We start from the raw sequence: 14,984 nt of genomic DNA, 5'->3' as shown, positions 1-14,984 counted from the left end.
CGTAAAAAAACAACTTAATTAGCTTTACAGTATTTTGTAACTCAAAATTTTATCGGTTTCCAGTAAATTAATGCAGCATGAAAAGTATATGGATATTCATATCTTCCATCCTTTTCTATAACATATGGACTTAAAGCTTGTTCAACTTCTTGTTTGTTATAATCTTTTGTTAAAATTTTACTTACATTATCACGTATAAGAGATTCATATGATGGGTATGTGGAAACACTTGGTATTTCAATAATTTTGCAATTAGCCATAATACCGAGTTGGTACAAAATATTTTGTAAATGAATGTAGTCTCTACGTCTAAACTTAATAGAATAACCTTGTTCTCTATGTAAATCTACATAGTGAGGCTTTTCTGGCCCACTTGTCATTCCTACTATAGCAAGCCGGGATGCAACCTTATTCATTTTAAGCAATGATTCTTCTATATTGCTTATACGATAATAGCAGTTTACTCCAAATACTACATCATAACTTTCCTTCATATTTATATGTTCCCATTTGTCATTTATAAAGCTTACATTGTTTAATTGATGCTTTTCAGATTCATCACTTAAGAAGTTGATAACACTCTGAGAGCTATCCACACATGTAAGATGTTTAACATTTTCAGCCACACAGAATGTATAATTTCCCCAACCGGGACCAATTTCTACTACACGATCATTCGTATGTAACAACGTCAGGAGCTCTTCTTGAATTCTATAAGCATAAGAATTGATGTAGTCCCCGCCCATTTGTTTCTTTTTTTCCATAAAAGAATGCCAAAAACCTTCTTCCTCTTCATCATGAATCATTCGGTTAGAAAGAGTTCCATCCCATTCCTTCATATTTTCTTTCCATAAATCAATGTAGTTGCACCCTAATGGTACACCTGAAATTTTCATTGCTATTTATCACTCCTGCTCCGTTATACTCATTTTAGTCTTTTTATATAGAGCAAATTGCTTTAGATCTAATCCATAATAAACTGAACGTACCTCTTTGTCATAAACTTATCTACTATTGTATTCTGTTCATACTTTTTAGGTGTTCCAGTTACAAACACCTCTCCATCCTTTAATGCGGAAGTTAAAAGGAATTTCATACGACTTATGCTTCTAGTAAATCATTTTCGTATCAGACCCATGTCCTGGATATGGGAGTAACACGGAAGACAATAACTTTTTAGAAACAGGATGTTCTAATCGTTCAAGCTGTTCCATATCATCCAACCATTCCACAATCTCCCCGTTGTACATGACCGCTAGACGGTCTGCGATGTAATTGACTGCCTGTAAATCATGAGAAATAAAGAGGTATGACAGATGAAACTCTTCTTTTAATTGTGCCAAAAGATTTAGTATTTGTACTTGGACAAGAACATCTAAAGCACTGACAGCCTCATCAAATATAATTAACTTTGGCTTTAATGCAATCGCTCTTGCAATATTGATTCTTTGTAACTGTCCTCCACTGAACTGATAGGGGTATTTATGAATATCTTCTGTACATAACCCAACAATCTCTAAAAGCTCCTGTACTTTCTTTTTCTCTTGAACAGACGTAAGCCTTTCATAATTTCTTAACGGCTCAGCAATAATCTCTCCTATAGTTAGTCTTGGGTTAACAGAACTATAGCAATCCTGAAAGACAACTTGCAGATTTCGCCGTAATTCCTTTAATTCTTTTGCTTTTAAATTAGAAAGATTCTTCCCCTGAAACCATACCTCTCCCTGATCCGGCTTTTCCAGTCCTAGAATGATTTTACCAAGGGTACTCTTGCCCGATCCGCTTTTTCCTACGAGCCCTAAACATACTCTTTCTTCCAAAGTTAGAGAGACGTTTTTAACGGCTTCAACCGTTTTGCGCTTCCCCCAAACCGAGTTCCCGAGCAAGTATGTTTTCTTTATACCTTTCAACTCAAGCAAGCTCACTCTTCATTCACCCAACTCTTTATCTTGATTTTAGACATCGTACTAGATGATCTTTTTCATACTCTTTCAATTCAAGATTATAACTTGAACAAGTGTGGTCTGCGTCCTCGCATCTTTCTAAAAATGGACATGTATTTTCTCTATTTATTAGATTAGGAGGAGGAACGCTTATATGCTTTACAATCTTTGTCTTTCTTCTCGTTAATCCAATTCTAGACTCTAACAAGACTCGGGTATATGGGTGCATTGGGCGATTAAATAACTTAAACACTGGTGCTTTCTCAACGATATAACCACCATACATCACAGCCACTTCGTCAGCCAACTGAGCAATCACACCTAGATCATGCGAAACCAATAAAATGCCTGTATCGTATTCTTTCCTTAACCAATTCAACTGTTTCAAAATCTGGAGTTGATTTGTCGCATCGAGTGCGGTCGTCGGCTCATCAGCAATGAGGATAGATGGATTTAAAGACATGGTGATTGCAATCATAACACGCTGCAGCATGCCGCCGCTTAGCTGAAACGGATATTGTTTCAGCAAATTCTTTGGATAAGGCAAGTCCATTTTTTCCAAATAAGCCACGGCCATTTCCCGCGCTTGATGCTTAGTGATAGGCAAATGAGTCCTAAGCGTTTCAATAAAATGCCGCCCGATCGTCCTCACAGGATTAAAGGCGGTCATAGGATTTTGCATAATCGTGGCGATCTCACTGCCCCGTACTTTTCTCATGTCTTCTTCTGAATAGTTTAGAATGTCTTTATTTCTAAACTGGATACTTCCTTTTACCACCTTTGCCTCATCGGGTAAAAGATTTAATAGAGACATGCACGTCATCGTTTTCCCTGATCCACTCTCTCCAACGAGGCCAAACACTTTCCCAGCCTCAATCTTAAAACTTACATCACGGACAGTGCGAGTCACTCCATACGGTGTTGAGACATCTATGTTCAAATTGTTTACAGTTAGAATGGGTTGCTGCCCCATCTTCCATTCTCCCTTCTATTCCCTTCTTAGATCAAGAGCATCCCTCAAGGCTTCGCCGAACAAGTTGAAAGCAACCACAACGATTAAGATCATCATCCCCGGATACAGCATCAATGAAGGTGCATTTCTAAAAAACGGCTTACTGTCATTGATCATCATCCCCCACTCTGCCCCTGGCGGCTGTATGCCAAAACCTAGAAAGGAGAAACTAGAAATAGCTAAAACCACTCCTCCGATGTCCATAAAGACTAATACAACCACTTGAGAGATAATAGCAGGTAAAATATGTTTTATAACAATGACTAACCTTGGGGTTCCGCATACTTTAGCCGCTAAGATAAAGTTTTGCTCCTTTACACTAAGAACCATTCCTCGAATGACGCGAGCATAAAAAACCCAATGGACAAGCACCATCGCCAAAATCAGATTACCAAGACCCGGCCCTAAGATTCCAATCAAAGCTAAGGACAGAAGCAGGCTTGGAAATGCCATGAGAATATCACACATTCGCATAAAGAGATAATCAACCCAACCCCCTCTAAAACCTGCATAAATACCAAGCGGAATACTAATCATCATCGTCAACCCCATAACAAGGAAAGCCGTTCCCAACGAAGTCCGTGTCCCATAGATTAGTCTAGATAATATACATCTCCCTAAATGATCGGTCCCCAATGGAAACTTGGAGGAAGACCCTTGCAATTTATGAGTGATATCAATCAGATTCGGATCATTTGGAGCCAAAAAAGGGGGGAAAAGAGCCAATAATGTCATGATGAAAATAATCATGCTGCTGATCATCATGAGCTTATGTGACAGCAACTTTCGCTTCACGTTTTTCAATACCTTATTTCTCTCCTTCCCATCTTATACGGGGATCCAGGAAAGAATAGGCGATATCCACTAGGAGATTACAAACTACAAAGATCACACCCATAAACAATAAACAACCCTGAATCATCGGGTAATCCCGATTTAAAATAGACGTGACAAATAACTGTCCCATGCCGGGCCAAGCAAAAACTGTTTCAACAATAACTACCCCGCTTAGCATGTTCCCGAAGCTCATGCCAAGTCCAGTTAACACAGGTAATAAGGATTTTTTTAAGACATGCCTGCTAACGATTAATCTTCCACGCAATCCTCTCGCTCTGGCATACATTACAAATGGCTCGTTCAAATTTTCCAGCATACTAGCCCGAAGCAATCGCGTGTACGTACCTATATAAGCAAAAGACAACGTCAAGGAAGGAAGCACCAAATGAGCAAAAGTGCCCCTTCCTAACACAGGAAATAAGTCTAACTTTACGGATAGAAAATAGATCAAGAGAAATCCAAACCAAAAAGCAGGCATAGAGACACTAACAAAGGCTATTATTCTGCTCAACTGATCAACCAATTTTCCCTTGAAAATAGCAGATATCATTCCTATCGGTAAACTAATAACAACAATAAGGATGCACGAAGCAAATGTTAGTTGAACTGTCGGGAAGAAATGTAACATGATCTCGTCCCATACAGATTTCTTTGACAAATAAGACATCCCTAAATCCAATTGCACCGCTTTTCCCAACCACTCTACATACTGGGCATAAAGGGGCTTGTCCAGCCCCAATTCCACTCGAAGGGCAGCCACTGCCTCATCCGTAGGAGGAATATGTGACGCCCTTAAGTAAGCTATGGCCGGATCTCCAGGAGTTAAGTGAAGCAGGATAAAAGTGATGAGAGAAATCCCAAATAATATTGGAATTAAACTGGTAAGACGTTTAACAATAAACCAGCCCATTTATTACTCCTTAATCCGTTTTTAAAGTATCCTCACTTCATTTAACATTAATTGAAGTGAAAGGCACCTCATATTCTTGAGGTAAAAAATTTATTCCGCTAATATTTTTATGATAAACCGCTACATTAGACTGATAAGATATTGGTAAGTAAACAGCTTGTTCGTGCAATGTAGTTAAAATATCTTCATATAACATTTTTCTCTTTTCTTCGTCTGTACTTAATAATACTTCTTTAATTTTCTCATCTATTTCTTTCTTTGCCGGCAAACCTAATAGAGCTTTGTAATCTGGACTTCCGTTTTCCGAGCTTTTCGTTATAGCTGATAAATAGGAATGTGGATCAAACGGTACACCCCAGCTTGCCGTAAATAATAAATCAAAATCGCCTTGATATGCGGTTGTCCAAAAAGTCTCTTCTTCCTGACTAGTCAACTTAATATCTATCCCCAGTTTTCTAAAATCGCCTTGGATAAATTCTGCGATCGCCTTTTGGATGTTGTCTGTACTAATAAACAGTAATTCCAGTTGTAATGTTTCTCCATCCTTTTCTCGAAATGGTTTTCCTTTTATTTGTTTCCATCCAGCTTCATCCAGTAACTGTTTTGCTTTTTCTACATCGTATTCATAAGGATTTACACTAATATTCGTGTATGGCAACATAGGTGCAAACAAAGTATCAGCCTTTTTTTCATTACCGTAAAAGATATTATCGATGACGGCTTGTTTATTAAAAGCATGTTGGAGAGCTGACCGTAATTTAATGTCTTTGATCGCTTCTCTGTTCGTGTTAAAAAGCAGCGCCCTCGTAGCTGTAGGTTCTGATATTTTAGTTTCATATTTTCCTGAATCTTTTAAAAACTGGAATGAATCTTGGCTAATGACCCCGTTACCAAAAATAAGATCGATTTCCTTTTTCTCAAAAGCTAATACTCTAGACTCACCGTCAGGAATGACTTTAACAACTACCTTGTCTACTTTCGGTTTTGTCCCCCAATACTGTTCGTTTCTTGTAAATATAGCCTCTTCATTTTCCTTATATTCGCTCAATACCCACGGACCTGTGCCTATTGGAGATTTGAGCCCTTCAAATGTGTTTTGACTGTCAGGAAAAGCACCTTCTCCTACAAATCTCAACGGTCTTATGTAAGTTAGTTCTTGAAGAGTTGGATAATACGGCTTGTGCAAATTCAGTTTAAATGTAGATTCATCCACTACTTCTGTACTTTTAATTTGATTAATTAATTCCATCCATTCATGTTGTTCCGCATTAGCTAAAACGGTATCAAAGTTTTTCTTGACGATAGCAGCATTAAATGGTGAACCATCAGAAAATTTAACATCTTCTCTCAGATGGAATACATATTCTTTTCCATCTTTCGATACATCCCAACTCTCGGCCAGCCAAGGCTGAATTTCTCCGCCTTCACCGTAGTAAACAAGAGGTTCATATACCATAGCCTGCGAAAACCACTGATTTGGAAAGTATGTATGTGGATTTAAGTCACCTATATCTCCAGACCAGGAAAAAGTAAGAACTTTTGGTTTATCTTTATCTGATGTATTTTCTTGATCTTTTGTTGTGTTGCTGCAACCAGCAACAAAGACTGTTAGAATCACTAATAGTCCAACAATAGAAGTGACTAATTGAGACTTTTTTAAAAACATATATTCTCACCTTCAATATAGAATTTTAACGGTTCTGATGCAAATAAGCATTTGCATCAGAACCGTTACCGTAACAACCTCTTTTCGATTAATTTAGAGCCAAACTGTTTTTTCTGTATAAGGAGTTCGTTTCGTCGCTGGCACTTCTTGATCTGCTTTCGGATACCCGATAAAAATCGTCCCTACCACTTTTTGATTTTCTGGTGATCCGATAAACCGGTGCATTCTTTCATCATGAACAAGACCGACTCCTCTTGTACGCCAAACAAACCCAAGACCAAGCTCCCCTGCAGCAAGCCACATCGATTGAATCGCACAACATACTGCAAATATATTATCTTCGGAGGCTTCGGAATCACCTGGAACAAGATCTGCCGTTACGACAATGACTATCGGTGTCGAAGTAATCACTTTCAGCGAGCTTTCTACTAAATTTGGCTTTGTCGGAAAACGCTGTTGCAAAAATTCCTCTGCTAATGTTTCATAGCGCTGCTTCGCTTCATCTTTCATCACATAAAAATTCCAAGGCTCACGTAGACGATCATTCGGTGCAAATGTCGCTGCTTCTAGTAATTGTTCAATTTTCTCATCTTCGACTGGCGTGTTCTCATAATTTCGGATGGCACGACGTTCTTTCAATGCTTGAATAATAGACAAGTTTTATCTCTCCTTTTTCAGGTCGTAATGGTTTCTGCTTCTAGCACTTTTTCGTACCATTTTATTTTTTCGCGTAATTGGACAACCTTACCTACGAGTACCATTGCCGGGTTTTGGATATTCTCCTCTATTACTAATTCATGAATCGTTTGAAGATTTCCAGTAAGCGTTCTTTGTTTTTCCGTTGTTCCCCATTCAATGACCGCAACAGGTGTTGTCGACTGTCTTCCATTCGCAATCAGTTGTTTGCAAATATATTCTAAGTTGCCAACGCCCATGTAAAAAGCAACTGTATCAATACCCGTTGCAAGTGCTGGCCAATTGAGATGATCCTCCCCTTTGCTATCACGGCCGTGTCCCGTTACAATGGCAAAGCTTGAGGCATGATCACGATGTGTCACAGGAATACCCGCATACGCTGGTGCCGCAATCCCTGCCGTCACGCCAGGAACAATTTCATATTCGATTCCATGTTCAGCCAGCACTTCTGCTTCCTCCCCAACACGTCCGAACACACACGGATCTCCCCCTTTTAAACGGGTCACCGTTTTACCTTCCATCGCTTTATCCACTAAAAGTGTATGTATTTCATCTTGAATGAGATGATGTCTCCCTGGTGATTTCCCACAAAAGACTAGCTCAGCATCTTCTTTTGCGTATTCTAATAATTTCGGATTAACGAGCCTATCGTAGGCAATTACATCCGATGTTTGAATACATTCGAGCCCATAAATCGTCAATAGCTTTGGATCACCTGGTCCTGCACCGACTAAATAGACTTTTCCTTTTTTCATGGCATAATCCCCCCTTTTCAATGATTCAAGTAAACCATGTTTCACTTCGATGCCTTCTGCTTATAGTCGACACATGCCGTAATCCAACGCTCAACAAGCCCCGGATTAGAAGCGAAGTGGAAATGAGTATAACCGGCAACAAGATTTCCTTTCAAATATCCTTCTTGCTTCTTACCAAAACGCCCTTTTGTTTCATACGCATATGGCAAGCCTTCAGCTCGTTCATATGTAGAGTAGTGGAACTCATGGCCTTTCGCTTGTTGATTCGGATCAATTAAGAAATTCCCTTCTGTTCCGAATATTTCACGATAGCCAAGAGCAGCTAGTTTCTTCTGCATCATAATTTTCCCTGGAATCAGTCCAATCATCGGATACTCAACACCTGCTGTATCAGCAATCGACTCTGTTAAATACATAAAGCCTCCACATTCAGCGAGCGTCGGCAAACCGTTCGTAATCGCAGTTCGAATCGACGCTTTTGAACGTTCATGACGCGCTAACTCAGCCGCAAACTCTTCGGGAAAACCTCCCCCTATGTATAAACCATCCGCTTCAGAAGGAATTTCCTCACCTTCTAATGGAGAAAAATACGTCAGTTTCGCCCCGTATGCTTCTAATAATTCAAGGTTTTCTTGATAGTAGAAATTGAACGCTGCATCTTTGGCAACAGCGATGTAAACACCTTGATCTTCACGTTGTTCAAATAAACCTGAAGACTCATCCGTCATTTCCGTCGTTTCTGCTAATTCATATAGTCGATCCACATCAATTGTTTCCGAAATTAGATTTGCGAGTCTTCCAAAAAACGGATTAAGTTCACCTCGTTCAATGGCTGGAATTAACCCTAAATGACGACTAGGAATATCAATATCTTGCTCCCGTTTCATATAGCCAAGCACTGGCACAGCACATTCTTGCTCAATGGCCGCTTTCACAATATTGTAATGCCCAACGCTACCGACTTGATTCGCAATCACTCCAATAATGTTTGGACCGGTCGCCAACGTTTGAAAACCTTTAACGATAGCCGCTGCGCTGCGCGCCATGCTAGCACAATTCACAATAAGCAGTACTGGGCTTTCCGTAATCATGCTAATTTCAGCCGTTGAGCCTGTATTCTCTAATGGACTTTTCCCATCATAGAAGCCCATTACACCTTCAATGATCGATATATCAGCACCCTCACTTGCTCGTGCAACCATTTCACGTACAGTACCATGCTCAAACATCCAGCTATCTAAATTTCTCGAAACTCTGCCCGTAACAGCCGTATGATAAGAAGGGTCAATATAGTCCGGTCCACATTTAAACCCTTGTACGGTATAGCCTTTTTGTTGCAACGCGGCCATAATGCCGATTGTACACGTCGTTTTACCGACCCCACTGCCAGTCCCAGCAATGACTAATCTTCTTGTACTCATACCGTTTCCTCCGTTTAAGAAAAGCGCAAGGTGCCCGTAATCGGCGACAAGCATAAGATGAACGCTGACAGAAGGTGCTTTTGCCTTCCGAAGCGATTAGCTTATGACCTCAAGCCGATGGCGCCTGGAGCTAGCACCAAAACGCCTCGAAAATTTTATGATCTCTTGTTTGTTAAAAAGGAATGACACCGACAGAAATCGTGACATTGCCTGATTTTTTCTTAACGAGCTCAAGTTGCTTGGCTCCTGAATATAAGCGAACAGCCGGTTCACTGACTCCATAAGCGCCTGTGTATTTAAACACGGTATCAGATGGTGCTTCGATAGCTGCTGTGTTTAATTCAGCCGGCGGATAATAGACAAATTCCCAGCCGTACTTCTCTACGACTTCAAGCAAGCCTACTTCATCTTTTTTCAAATCAATCGTACAAAGCGCCTTCACGCTTTTAATAGAAATATTCAGTTCAACGAGTGTATCGAGAATGACTTGCTCAATTTCTTCTGCTGAGGTTCCGCGATTGCATCCCATGCCAATCACAACCGTTTTTGGTCGAAACACAATCCCATTTTCCAAAATCACTTCTTCTTCTTTCGCTAACAAACGATGTGTAACAATTAAAGCGGCTTTTGGTTTTGCTTGGATCGCTTTAGCAATAGAAGGATAGCTGATAATTTGCTCTGGAAGTGGTCTATCATACATCCACCAATTGGGTTCTCCTGATTCTTGAACAATCGCGACATGCTCTTCATTCACAACCGACGCGCTTACAGGTGTTAGTTTTTCTGCTGAATCCCATACCCAACCGAAGCGAGAGCCAAATAAATCGACAGGAATCGTTTTTTGAACATCTGAAGCGGTCGTGATAATCGCTCTTGCATCCAAAGCGGCTGCTACTTCGTGAGTAAGCTCATTTGCACCACCTAGATGTCCGGATAATACGCTAATTACATTTTCTCCTCGATCATCAATAACGACAACACCAGGATCCGTTTTTTTATCTTTTAAAATCGGAGCAATCATTCTCACAACGGCACCGAGAGAAATAATCATAATAATGCCTTTATATTGCCTGAAAAGCGTGGGAAGTAACATCCGCACGCTTCCTGAAAAAAGCTGAATATGCTTATGCTCTTCATCGCCTTTTTCAAACTTGCTCATATAATACAAATCTGAATGAGTAAACACTGTATGTAGACGGCGGGATAGTTCAACACCATGCTTCGTAATCGCTACAATTGCATAGGAATTTTTTTGGACAACAGATGGCTGTATTCCTTCTTGCAATTCAATCATCATGGTTTTATCCCTTTACGAAACCCGTGTGTAAAGCTCGCATCATATAATTTCGAGCGATATTCATCTTTCTCATGAATAGTTGGATCTAATGCCCATCCTGCCAAGATCATCGCATGTTTGCGAATCCCATTTTTCCGCATATCTTCATCTAGATTTACCAATGTTGTGCGGACAATTTTTTGATCTGGCCATGATGCCCGCTGAATAACTGCAACAGGTGTTTCGTCTTTCCAACCAGCAGCTTGCAGTTCTTTCACAATTTTCTTCGTTAATGTTGCGCTTAAGAAAAGAGCAATTGTACAATGATGACTTGCAAGGTCTTTTAACTTCTCGAATTCTGGAACAGGTGTCCGTCCTTCAGCTCTTGTTAAAATAAGTGTTTGGGTTAAATCTGGAATCGTCAGCTCCGCACCGATTGCCGCAGCAGAAGCAAATACGGAACTCACCCCCGGAATCACTTCATAACCGATTTCCTCCTTTTTCAAAAGAACAATTTGTTCCATAATCGCCCCATACATCGCAGGATCTCCTGTATGAATACGAGCGACCATTTTACCTGCATTTACACGTTCCACCATGACATTCACCATTTCTTCTAAATGCATGCCAGCTGTTTTTAACACTTCTGCTTCAGGTTTTGCCTTTGCAATTAATTCTTCATTCACTAATGAATCTGTATATAAAACAACGTCTGCCGTTTGAAGAATATGTAAACCTTTAACCGTAATTAAATCCGGATCTCCCGGGCCCGCTCCTACTATATAAATCTTCTTCATTTTCTCACCACCATTAATGTTAAATATTCAAGCTCAGCTCCTTCTAGCTCACTGACCTTCCAAATTACTTCTTCGTCAGACGTAACCTTCGTAACAACAGATGCTTTATCTAAAAGATCTAAATCTTTTAAAACGGTAATCATTAAATCAATCACTTTAGCCACTTTAATAAACACGACAGCGTCATGATCTTCAATGGCTTTTTTCATTTCTTCGTAGTCATCGCGAGCGGGAACAATCGCAACATGATCATCGCCATCCGCTAAAGCAATACCGAGCCTTGAAGCTGAACCGTTAAAGGATGAAATTCCAGGTACGGTTTTAATCTCCACTTCAGGGTGCAATTTTTGCATTAATTTCATCATATGAATAAACGTACTGTATAAAAGCGGGTCACCTTCTGTAACGAAAGCAACGTCTTTCCCTTCATTTAACTTTTGCCAAACCTTCTCGACCGTCCCATTCCATTCACGATCTAAAATTGTTTGGTCTTTCGTCATTGGAAAAACAAGGCCAAGCATTTCCTTCTCTTCAGGACGAATATATACTTCAACAATTCGATGCGCATAGCTCTTACTGCCTTTACGTTTTCGTGGATAGGCAATAACAGGTGACTCTTGAATAACGCGAAACGCTTTAACTGTAATTAACTCTGGATCTCCTGGACCAACGCCAAGACCGTATAATGTGCCGAGATTACTCATTCGTGACTTCCTTTCGTTGTGCCGTAATAATATAAATTGGATTAAGCGGAACAAAACGATTCATCCCTAAAATAGGCTTGCTCCGTGAAATTTGTGCATGCATGATCGACGTTTGAAAGCCAGCTTGTGCAAAAGCTTCATTCGCCCGGTACAAGTTCTCAATCGTAGCTGCATTGAGAACAATTCGTCCGCCTTCTTTCAAGCGATGACAGCATGTTTGGATCAAATCGACCATTTCGCCACCGGTTCCTCCGATGAAAATCGCATCCGGATCAGGGAAAGTTTCTAACCCGTGCGGTGCTTTTCCATGAATCGCTGTTAAATCAGTACGAAACTTGCGTTGATTTTGAAAACAATTGTCTAAATCTGGTTCGTTCTTTTCAATCGCAAAAACGTGCCCTTCTGGAGCCAGTTTCGCTGCTTCAATCGCCATCGAACCTGTACACGTTCCAACATCCCAAACAACACTATTTTTCTGCAGGTTTAATGCGTAAAGGCTTAACACACGAATTTCCTTTTTCGTAATTAATCCTTTGTCTGGCTTACGTTGTGAAAACTCCTCATCATCAATACCTAGCGTCCAATTTGGTCCATCGGCTACTTTTTTCAAAATCACAACATTTAACGAAGAAAACTCATGATTAACCATTTCTTCGAGTTCATACCAGCCTACCTTTTCGTTTTCCCCCTGCAAGTTTTCCGCGACAAATGCGCGGTACTCCGTCATACCGAAAGAAAGAAGATATTCGGCAATACGATTAGGACTATTCTCTTCATCCGTGAGTAACACCACTTTTGCTTTACCATCCATTCGCTGTGCCAATCCTTTTATACTTCGACCATGAACACTGACTAAATAAGCATCTTGCCAAGCCTCGCCCATTTTTGAAAAAGCAAGTTGGACAGAACTTAAATATGGATACACTTCTATATTCATTTTGCTAGAAAGATAGCCACCAATCCCGTAATAAAGCGGATCGCCTGAAGCTAAAACAACAGTTGGACGCGTTTCTTTTTGCAATCGCTCAACAATCGCTTTTAAACCACCCTTCACGACGACCTTCTCTCCTTGATAATTCGGGAAGAAAGATAACACCCTCTCACCACCAATAAGCACTTCGCTTTCTTCAATCCACTCGGCATATTGTGGCAACAAGCTTTCTTGACCGTTATCCCCGATCCCAATTAATTTCATCGATTGAGTCAATACCAACAGTCCTTCCTAATAATTGTCCCTTCATTGAATAAATCGCCGTTCCCATTTCTATTCCACCCTTGATATGGTGGAGTGACGAGTAGCAGCAAGCTTCACAAAGATGATCAAAGAATGCATCATGACCTTTCTCAGACATAAGCTCGCCGACCTGAGAAGCGGTATTCGCACTCACCACTTCTTCTACAAGCTCTTCACTAGCACCAACATCGCGTGCCAGCTCCGCGAGAAAGTCAAAATTAATTGGCGCACTTTTCGAATGAACCATCATGACGCCTTGCGCAACTTTTGAAAATTTCCCCATCATCCCAACAAGTGTGACTTTTTTGATTCCTTGTTTTTTGCATTGCTTTAATGAGAAACCGACAAAGTCACCCATTTCAATAAAAGCTTCCTCTTGTAAATCAGGAAGTAACCCCATCGCATATTTCTCACTGCGGCCACCTGTCGTTAAGACGAGATGCTCACAGCCACTTGCCTTGGCAACGCTTATCGCTTGCACAATACTTGCCATATAGGCAGAACTAGAAAAAGGAACTACGGTGCCTCTTGTCCCTAAAATCGAGATGCCACCTATAATTCCTAGTCGGCCGTTTAATGTTTTCTTCGCAATTTCTTCACCAGCCGGAACAGAAATAACGACTTTCACACCTCTATTAATCTGAAACTCTTCTAACGTCTGTTGAACAGTGGTTAATATCATTTTTCGCGGCACTGGGTTAATCGCCGCTTCACCGACTGGAACAGGAAGACCCGGCTTGGTCACACGACCAACACCGACTCCTCCGTCCAAAATAATGCCTGGCGTATCCAACCAACTCACTGTAGAAATAATAAGTGCTTGATGAGTCGCATCCGGATCATCACCAGCATCTTTAATCGTTTCACAACTCACTGAGTCTTTCTTGATTTCACATTTTTCTATTGTAAAAGTAGCGTCACGTCCAACAGGTAGATGAATGGTCGCATTTTCTTGCTCTTCACCGGTAATTAAAGCTGTTAAAGCTGCCTTCGTTACGGCTGTTGAACAGGCCCCTGTTGTATAGCCATGTCTCATTTCAGATGGGTCCTTCTTGGCTTTCTTTTGCATGATTTTATACCTGATCAGCTAAAAGAGAAATCGCATTTAACGCTGCTACTGTAACGGTACTTCCACCTTTCCGCCCAACATTCGTGATGAAAGGAACTTCCGTAATTTTAGCTAGCTCCTCTTTTGATTCTGCCGCAGAAACAAAGCCTACAGGCATTCCAATAATCAAATCCGGCTTAGCTATTCCTTCTTTAATCAAACGAATAAGTTCTAATAGAGCTGTTGGTGCATTCCCGATTGCATAAATGCCACCTTCGTTTTCACGTACAGCTTTTTGCATCGAAATAATTGCTCTTGTCGTGTTTTGGCGTTTAGCTTCAATCGTTACATCTTCGTCTGCAATATAACAATGCAGATCCCCACCATGCTTTTCGAAACGTTTTTTCCCAGTTCCACTTTCAATCATTTGCACGTCAGCAATCACATGTCTTCCTTTACGAATCGCTTCTACCCCAGCTTTAATGGCATCGGGGTGAATGATCACACTTTTTCCTAATTCGAAGTCTGCTGACGCATGGATAATACGGCGGACAATTTTCCATTCGTCTTCTGTAAAATCATGTGGCCCCATTTCTTCCGCAATGATGGCAAAACTATAGTCATAAATTTTGTCAGGATCAACTGTTAATGGTTTGAAATCTGTTTTGAAATCCATCGTATCTTC

Annotated in this window: 15 protein-coding genes; all 15 read right to left on the bottom strand. The window is 40.5% G+C overall.

All coding sequences use genetic code 11. The features are described 5' to 3' along the window. Positions 1 to 41: 41 nt before the first annotated feature. Complete coding sequence (locus AWH49_RS11275; protein WP_063965784.1) at positions 42 to 896, bottom strand: class I SAM-dependent methyltransferase; 855 nt, start codon at positions 894 to 896, stop codon at positions 42 to 44. 213 nt (positions 897 to 1,109) lie between these two features. Next, positions 1,110 to 1,925, bottom strand: a complete 816-nt coding sequence (gene nikE / locus AWH49_RS11270) for a nickel import ATP-binding protein NikE (protein ID WP_063965783.1) — start codon at positions 1,923 to 1,925, stop codon at positions 1,110 to 1,112. 19 nt (positions 1,926 to 1,944) lie between these two features. Continuing rightward, positions 1,945 to 2,916, bottom strand: a complete 972-nt coding sequence (locus tag AWH49_RS11265) for an ABC transporter ATP-binding protein (RefSeq protein WP_063965782.1) — start codon at positions 2,914 to 2,916, stop codon at positions 1,945 to 1,947. 15 nt (positions 2,917 to 2,931) lie between these two features. Then, positions 2,932 to 3,759 (bottom strand): nickel transporter permease, encoded by an 828-nt coding sequence (nikC, locus tag AWH49_RS11260; protein ID WP_094777164.1) that lies wholly within the window; start codon positions 3,757 to 3,759, stop codon positions 2,932 to 2,934. A gap of 4 nt (positions 3,760 to 3,763) precedes the next feature. Continuing rightward, on the bottom strand, positions 3,764 to 4,702 hold the full coding sequence (gene nikB / locus AWH49_RS11255) for a nickel ABC transporter permease (RefSeq protein ID WP_063965781.1): 939 nt from the start codon (positions 4,700 to 4,702) through the stop codon (positions 3,764 to 3,766). Positions 4,703 to 4,739: 37 nt separating this feature from the next. Continuing rightward, positions 4,740 to 6,368 carry a nickel ABC transporter substrate-binding protein gene (nikA, locus tag AWH49_RS11250; RefSeq protein ID WP_063965780.1) on the bottom strand — a complete coding sequence of 543 codons (1,629 nt, stop codon included), beginning with the start codon at positions 6,366 to 6,368 and terminating at the stop codon, positions 4,740 to 4,742. 93 nt (positions 6,369 to 6,461) lie between these two features. Beyond that, complete coding sequence (locus AWH49_RS11245) at positions 6,462 to 7,025, bottom strand: nitroreductase family protein (RefSeq protein WP_063965779.1); 564 nt, start codon at positions 7,023 to 7,025, stop codon at positions 6,462 to 6,464. 17 nt (positions 7,026 to 7,042) lie between these two features. Then, positions 7,043 to 7,819: a uroporphyrinogen-III C-methyltransferase gene (gene cobA, locus AWH49_RS11240; RefSeq protein WP_063965799.1), complete on the bottom strand. Its 777-nt coding sequence runs from the start codon at positions 7,817 to 7,819 to the stop codon at positions 7,043 to 7,045. A 41-nt stretch (positions 7,820 to 7,860) separates the two neighbouring features. After that, positions 7,861 to 9,240 carry a cobyrinic acid a,c-diamide synthase CobB gene (locus AWH49_RS11235; protein WP_063965778.1) on the bottom strand — a complete coding sequence of 460 codons (1,380 nt, stop codon included), beginning with the start codon at positions 9,238 to 9,240 and terminating at the stop codon, positions 7,861 to 7,863. A gap of 172 nt (positions 9,241 to 9,412) precedes the next feature. After that, the gene (locus AWH49_RS11230; RefSeq protein WP_063965798.1) at positions 9,413 to 10,534 is read right to left on the bottom strand and encodes a cobalt-precorrin 5A hydrolase; all 1,122 of its coding nucleotides are present in this window, start codon (positions 10,532 to 10,534) and stop codon (positions 9,413 to 9,415) included. Further along, positions 10,534 to 11,313 carry a precorrin-4 C(11)-methyltransferase gene (cobM, locus tag AWH49_RS11225; RefSeq protein ID WP_063965777.1) on the bottom strand — a complete coding sequence of 260 codons (780 nt, stop codon included), beginning with the start codon at positions 11,311 to 11,313 and terminating at the stop codon, positions 10,534 to 10,536. Before cobM ends, AWH49_RS11230 begins: the two co-directional genes overlap by 1 nt. Further along, positions 11,310 to 12,017 carry a precorrin-2 C(20)-methyltransferase gene (cobI, locus tag AWH49_RS11220; protein ID WP_018393622.1) on the bottom strand — a complete coding sequence of 236 codons (708 nt, stop codon included), beginning with the start codon at positions 12,015 to 12,017 and terminating at the stop codon, positions 11,310 to 11,312. The genes cobM and cobI overlap by 4 nt, the downstream gene beginning before the upstream one ends. Continuing rightward, positions 12,010 to 13,224, bottom strand: coding sequence for a bifunctional cobalt-precorrin-7 (C(5))-methyltransferase/cobalt-precorrin-6B (C(15))-methyltransferase (locus AWH49_RS11215; RefSeq protein WP_063965776.1), 1,215 nt, complete (start codon positions 13,222 to 13,224; stop codon positions 12,010 to 12,012). Before AWH49_RS11215 ends, cobI begins: the two co-directional genes overlap by 8 nt. Then, on the bottom strand, positions 13,187 to 14,320 hold the full coding sequence (locus AWH49_RS11210; RefSeq protein WP_063965775.1) for a cobalt-precorrin-5B (C(1))-methyltransferase: 1,134 nt from the start codon (positions 14,318 to 14,320) through the stop codon (positions 13,187 to 13,189). The genes AWH49_RS11215 and AWH49_RS11210 overlap by 38 nt, the downstream gene beginning before the upstream one ends. Before the next feature lie 4 nt (positions 14,321 to 14,324). Next, complete coding sequence (locus AWH49_RS11205) at positions 14,325 to 14,975, bottom strand: precorrin-8X methylmutase (protein ID WP_018393625.1); 651 nt, start codon at positions 14,973 to 14,975, stop codon at positions 14,325 to 14,327. Positions 14,976 to 14,984 lie beyond the last annotated feature (9 nt).

The sequence above is a fragment of the Domibacillus aminovorans genome, from assembly GCF_001643235.1.
GTDB lineage: Bacteria > Bacillota > Bacilli > Bacillales > Domibacillaceae > Domibacillus > Domibacillus aminovorans.
The sequence above is the reverse complement of the archived record's forward strand: the minus strand, read 5'-3'. Positions and strand labels throughout refer to the sequence as shown.

Bases quoted from the DNA above. Each gene is read 5' to 3' on its own strand.
- nikA (WP_063965780.1), bottom strand. From the start codon at position 6,368: ATGTTTTTAAAAAAGTCTCAATTAGTCACTTCTATTGTTGGACTATTA.
- AWH49_RS11210 (WP_063965775.1), bottom strand. From the start codon at position 14,320: ATGCAAAAGAAAGCCAAGAAGGACCCATCTGAAATGAGACATGGCTAT.
- cobI (WP_018393622.1), bottom strand. From the start codon at position 12,017: ATGAGTAATCTCGGCACATTATACGGTCTTGGCGTTGGTCCAGGAGAT.
- AWH49_RS11205 (WP_018393625.1), bottom strand. From the start codon at position 14,975: ATGGATTTCAAAACAGATTTCAAACCATTAACAGTTGATCCTGACAAA.
- AWH49_RS11235 (WP_063965778.1), bottom strand. From the start codon at position 9,240: ATGAGTACAAGAAGATTAGTCATTGCTGGGACTGGCAGTGGGGTCGGT.
- AWH49_RS11265 (WP_063965782.1), bottom strand. From the start codon at position 2,916: ATGGGGCAGCAACCCATTCTAACTGTAAACAATTTGAACATAGATGTC.
- AWH49_RS11275 (WP_063965784.1), bottom strand. From the start codon at position 896: ATGAAAATTTCAGGTGTACCATTAGGGTGCAACTACATTGATTTATGG.
- AWH49_RS11230 (WP_063965798.1), bottom strand. From the start codon at position 10,534: ATGATTGAATTGCAAGAAGGAATACAGCCATCTGTTGTCCAAAAAAAT.
- cobA (WP_063965799.1), bottom strand. From the start codon at position 7,819: ATGAAAAAAGGAAAAGTCTATTTAGTCGGTGCAGGACCAGGTGATCCA.
- nikB (WP_063965781.1), bottom strand. From the start codon at position 4,702: ATGGGCTGGTTTATTGTTAAACGTCTTACCAGTTTAATTCCAATATTA.
- cobM (WP_063965777.1), bottom strand. From the start codon at position 11,313: ATGAAGAAGATTTATATAGTAGGAGCGGGCCCGGGAGATCCGGATTTA.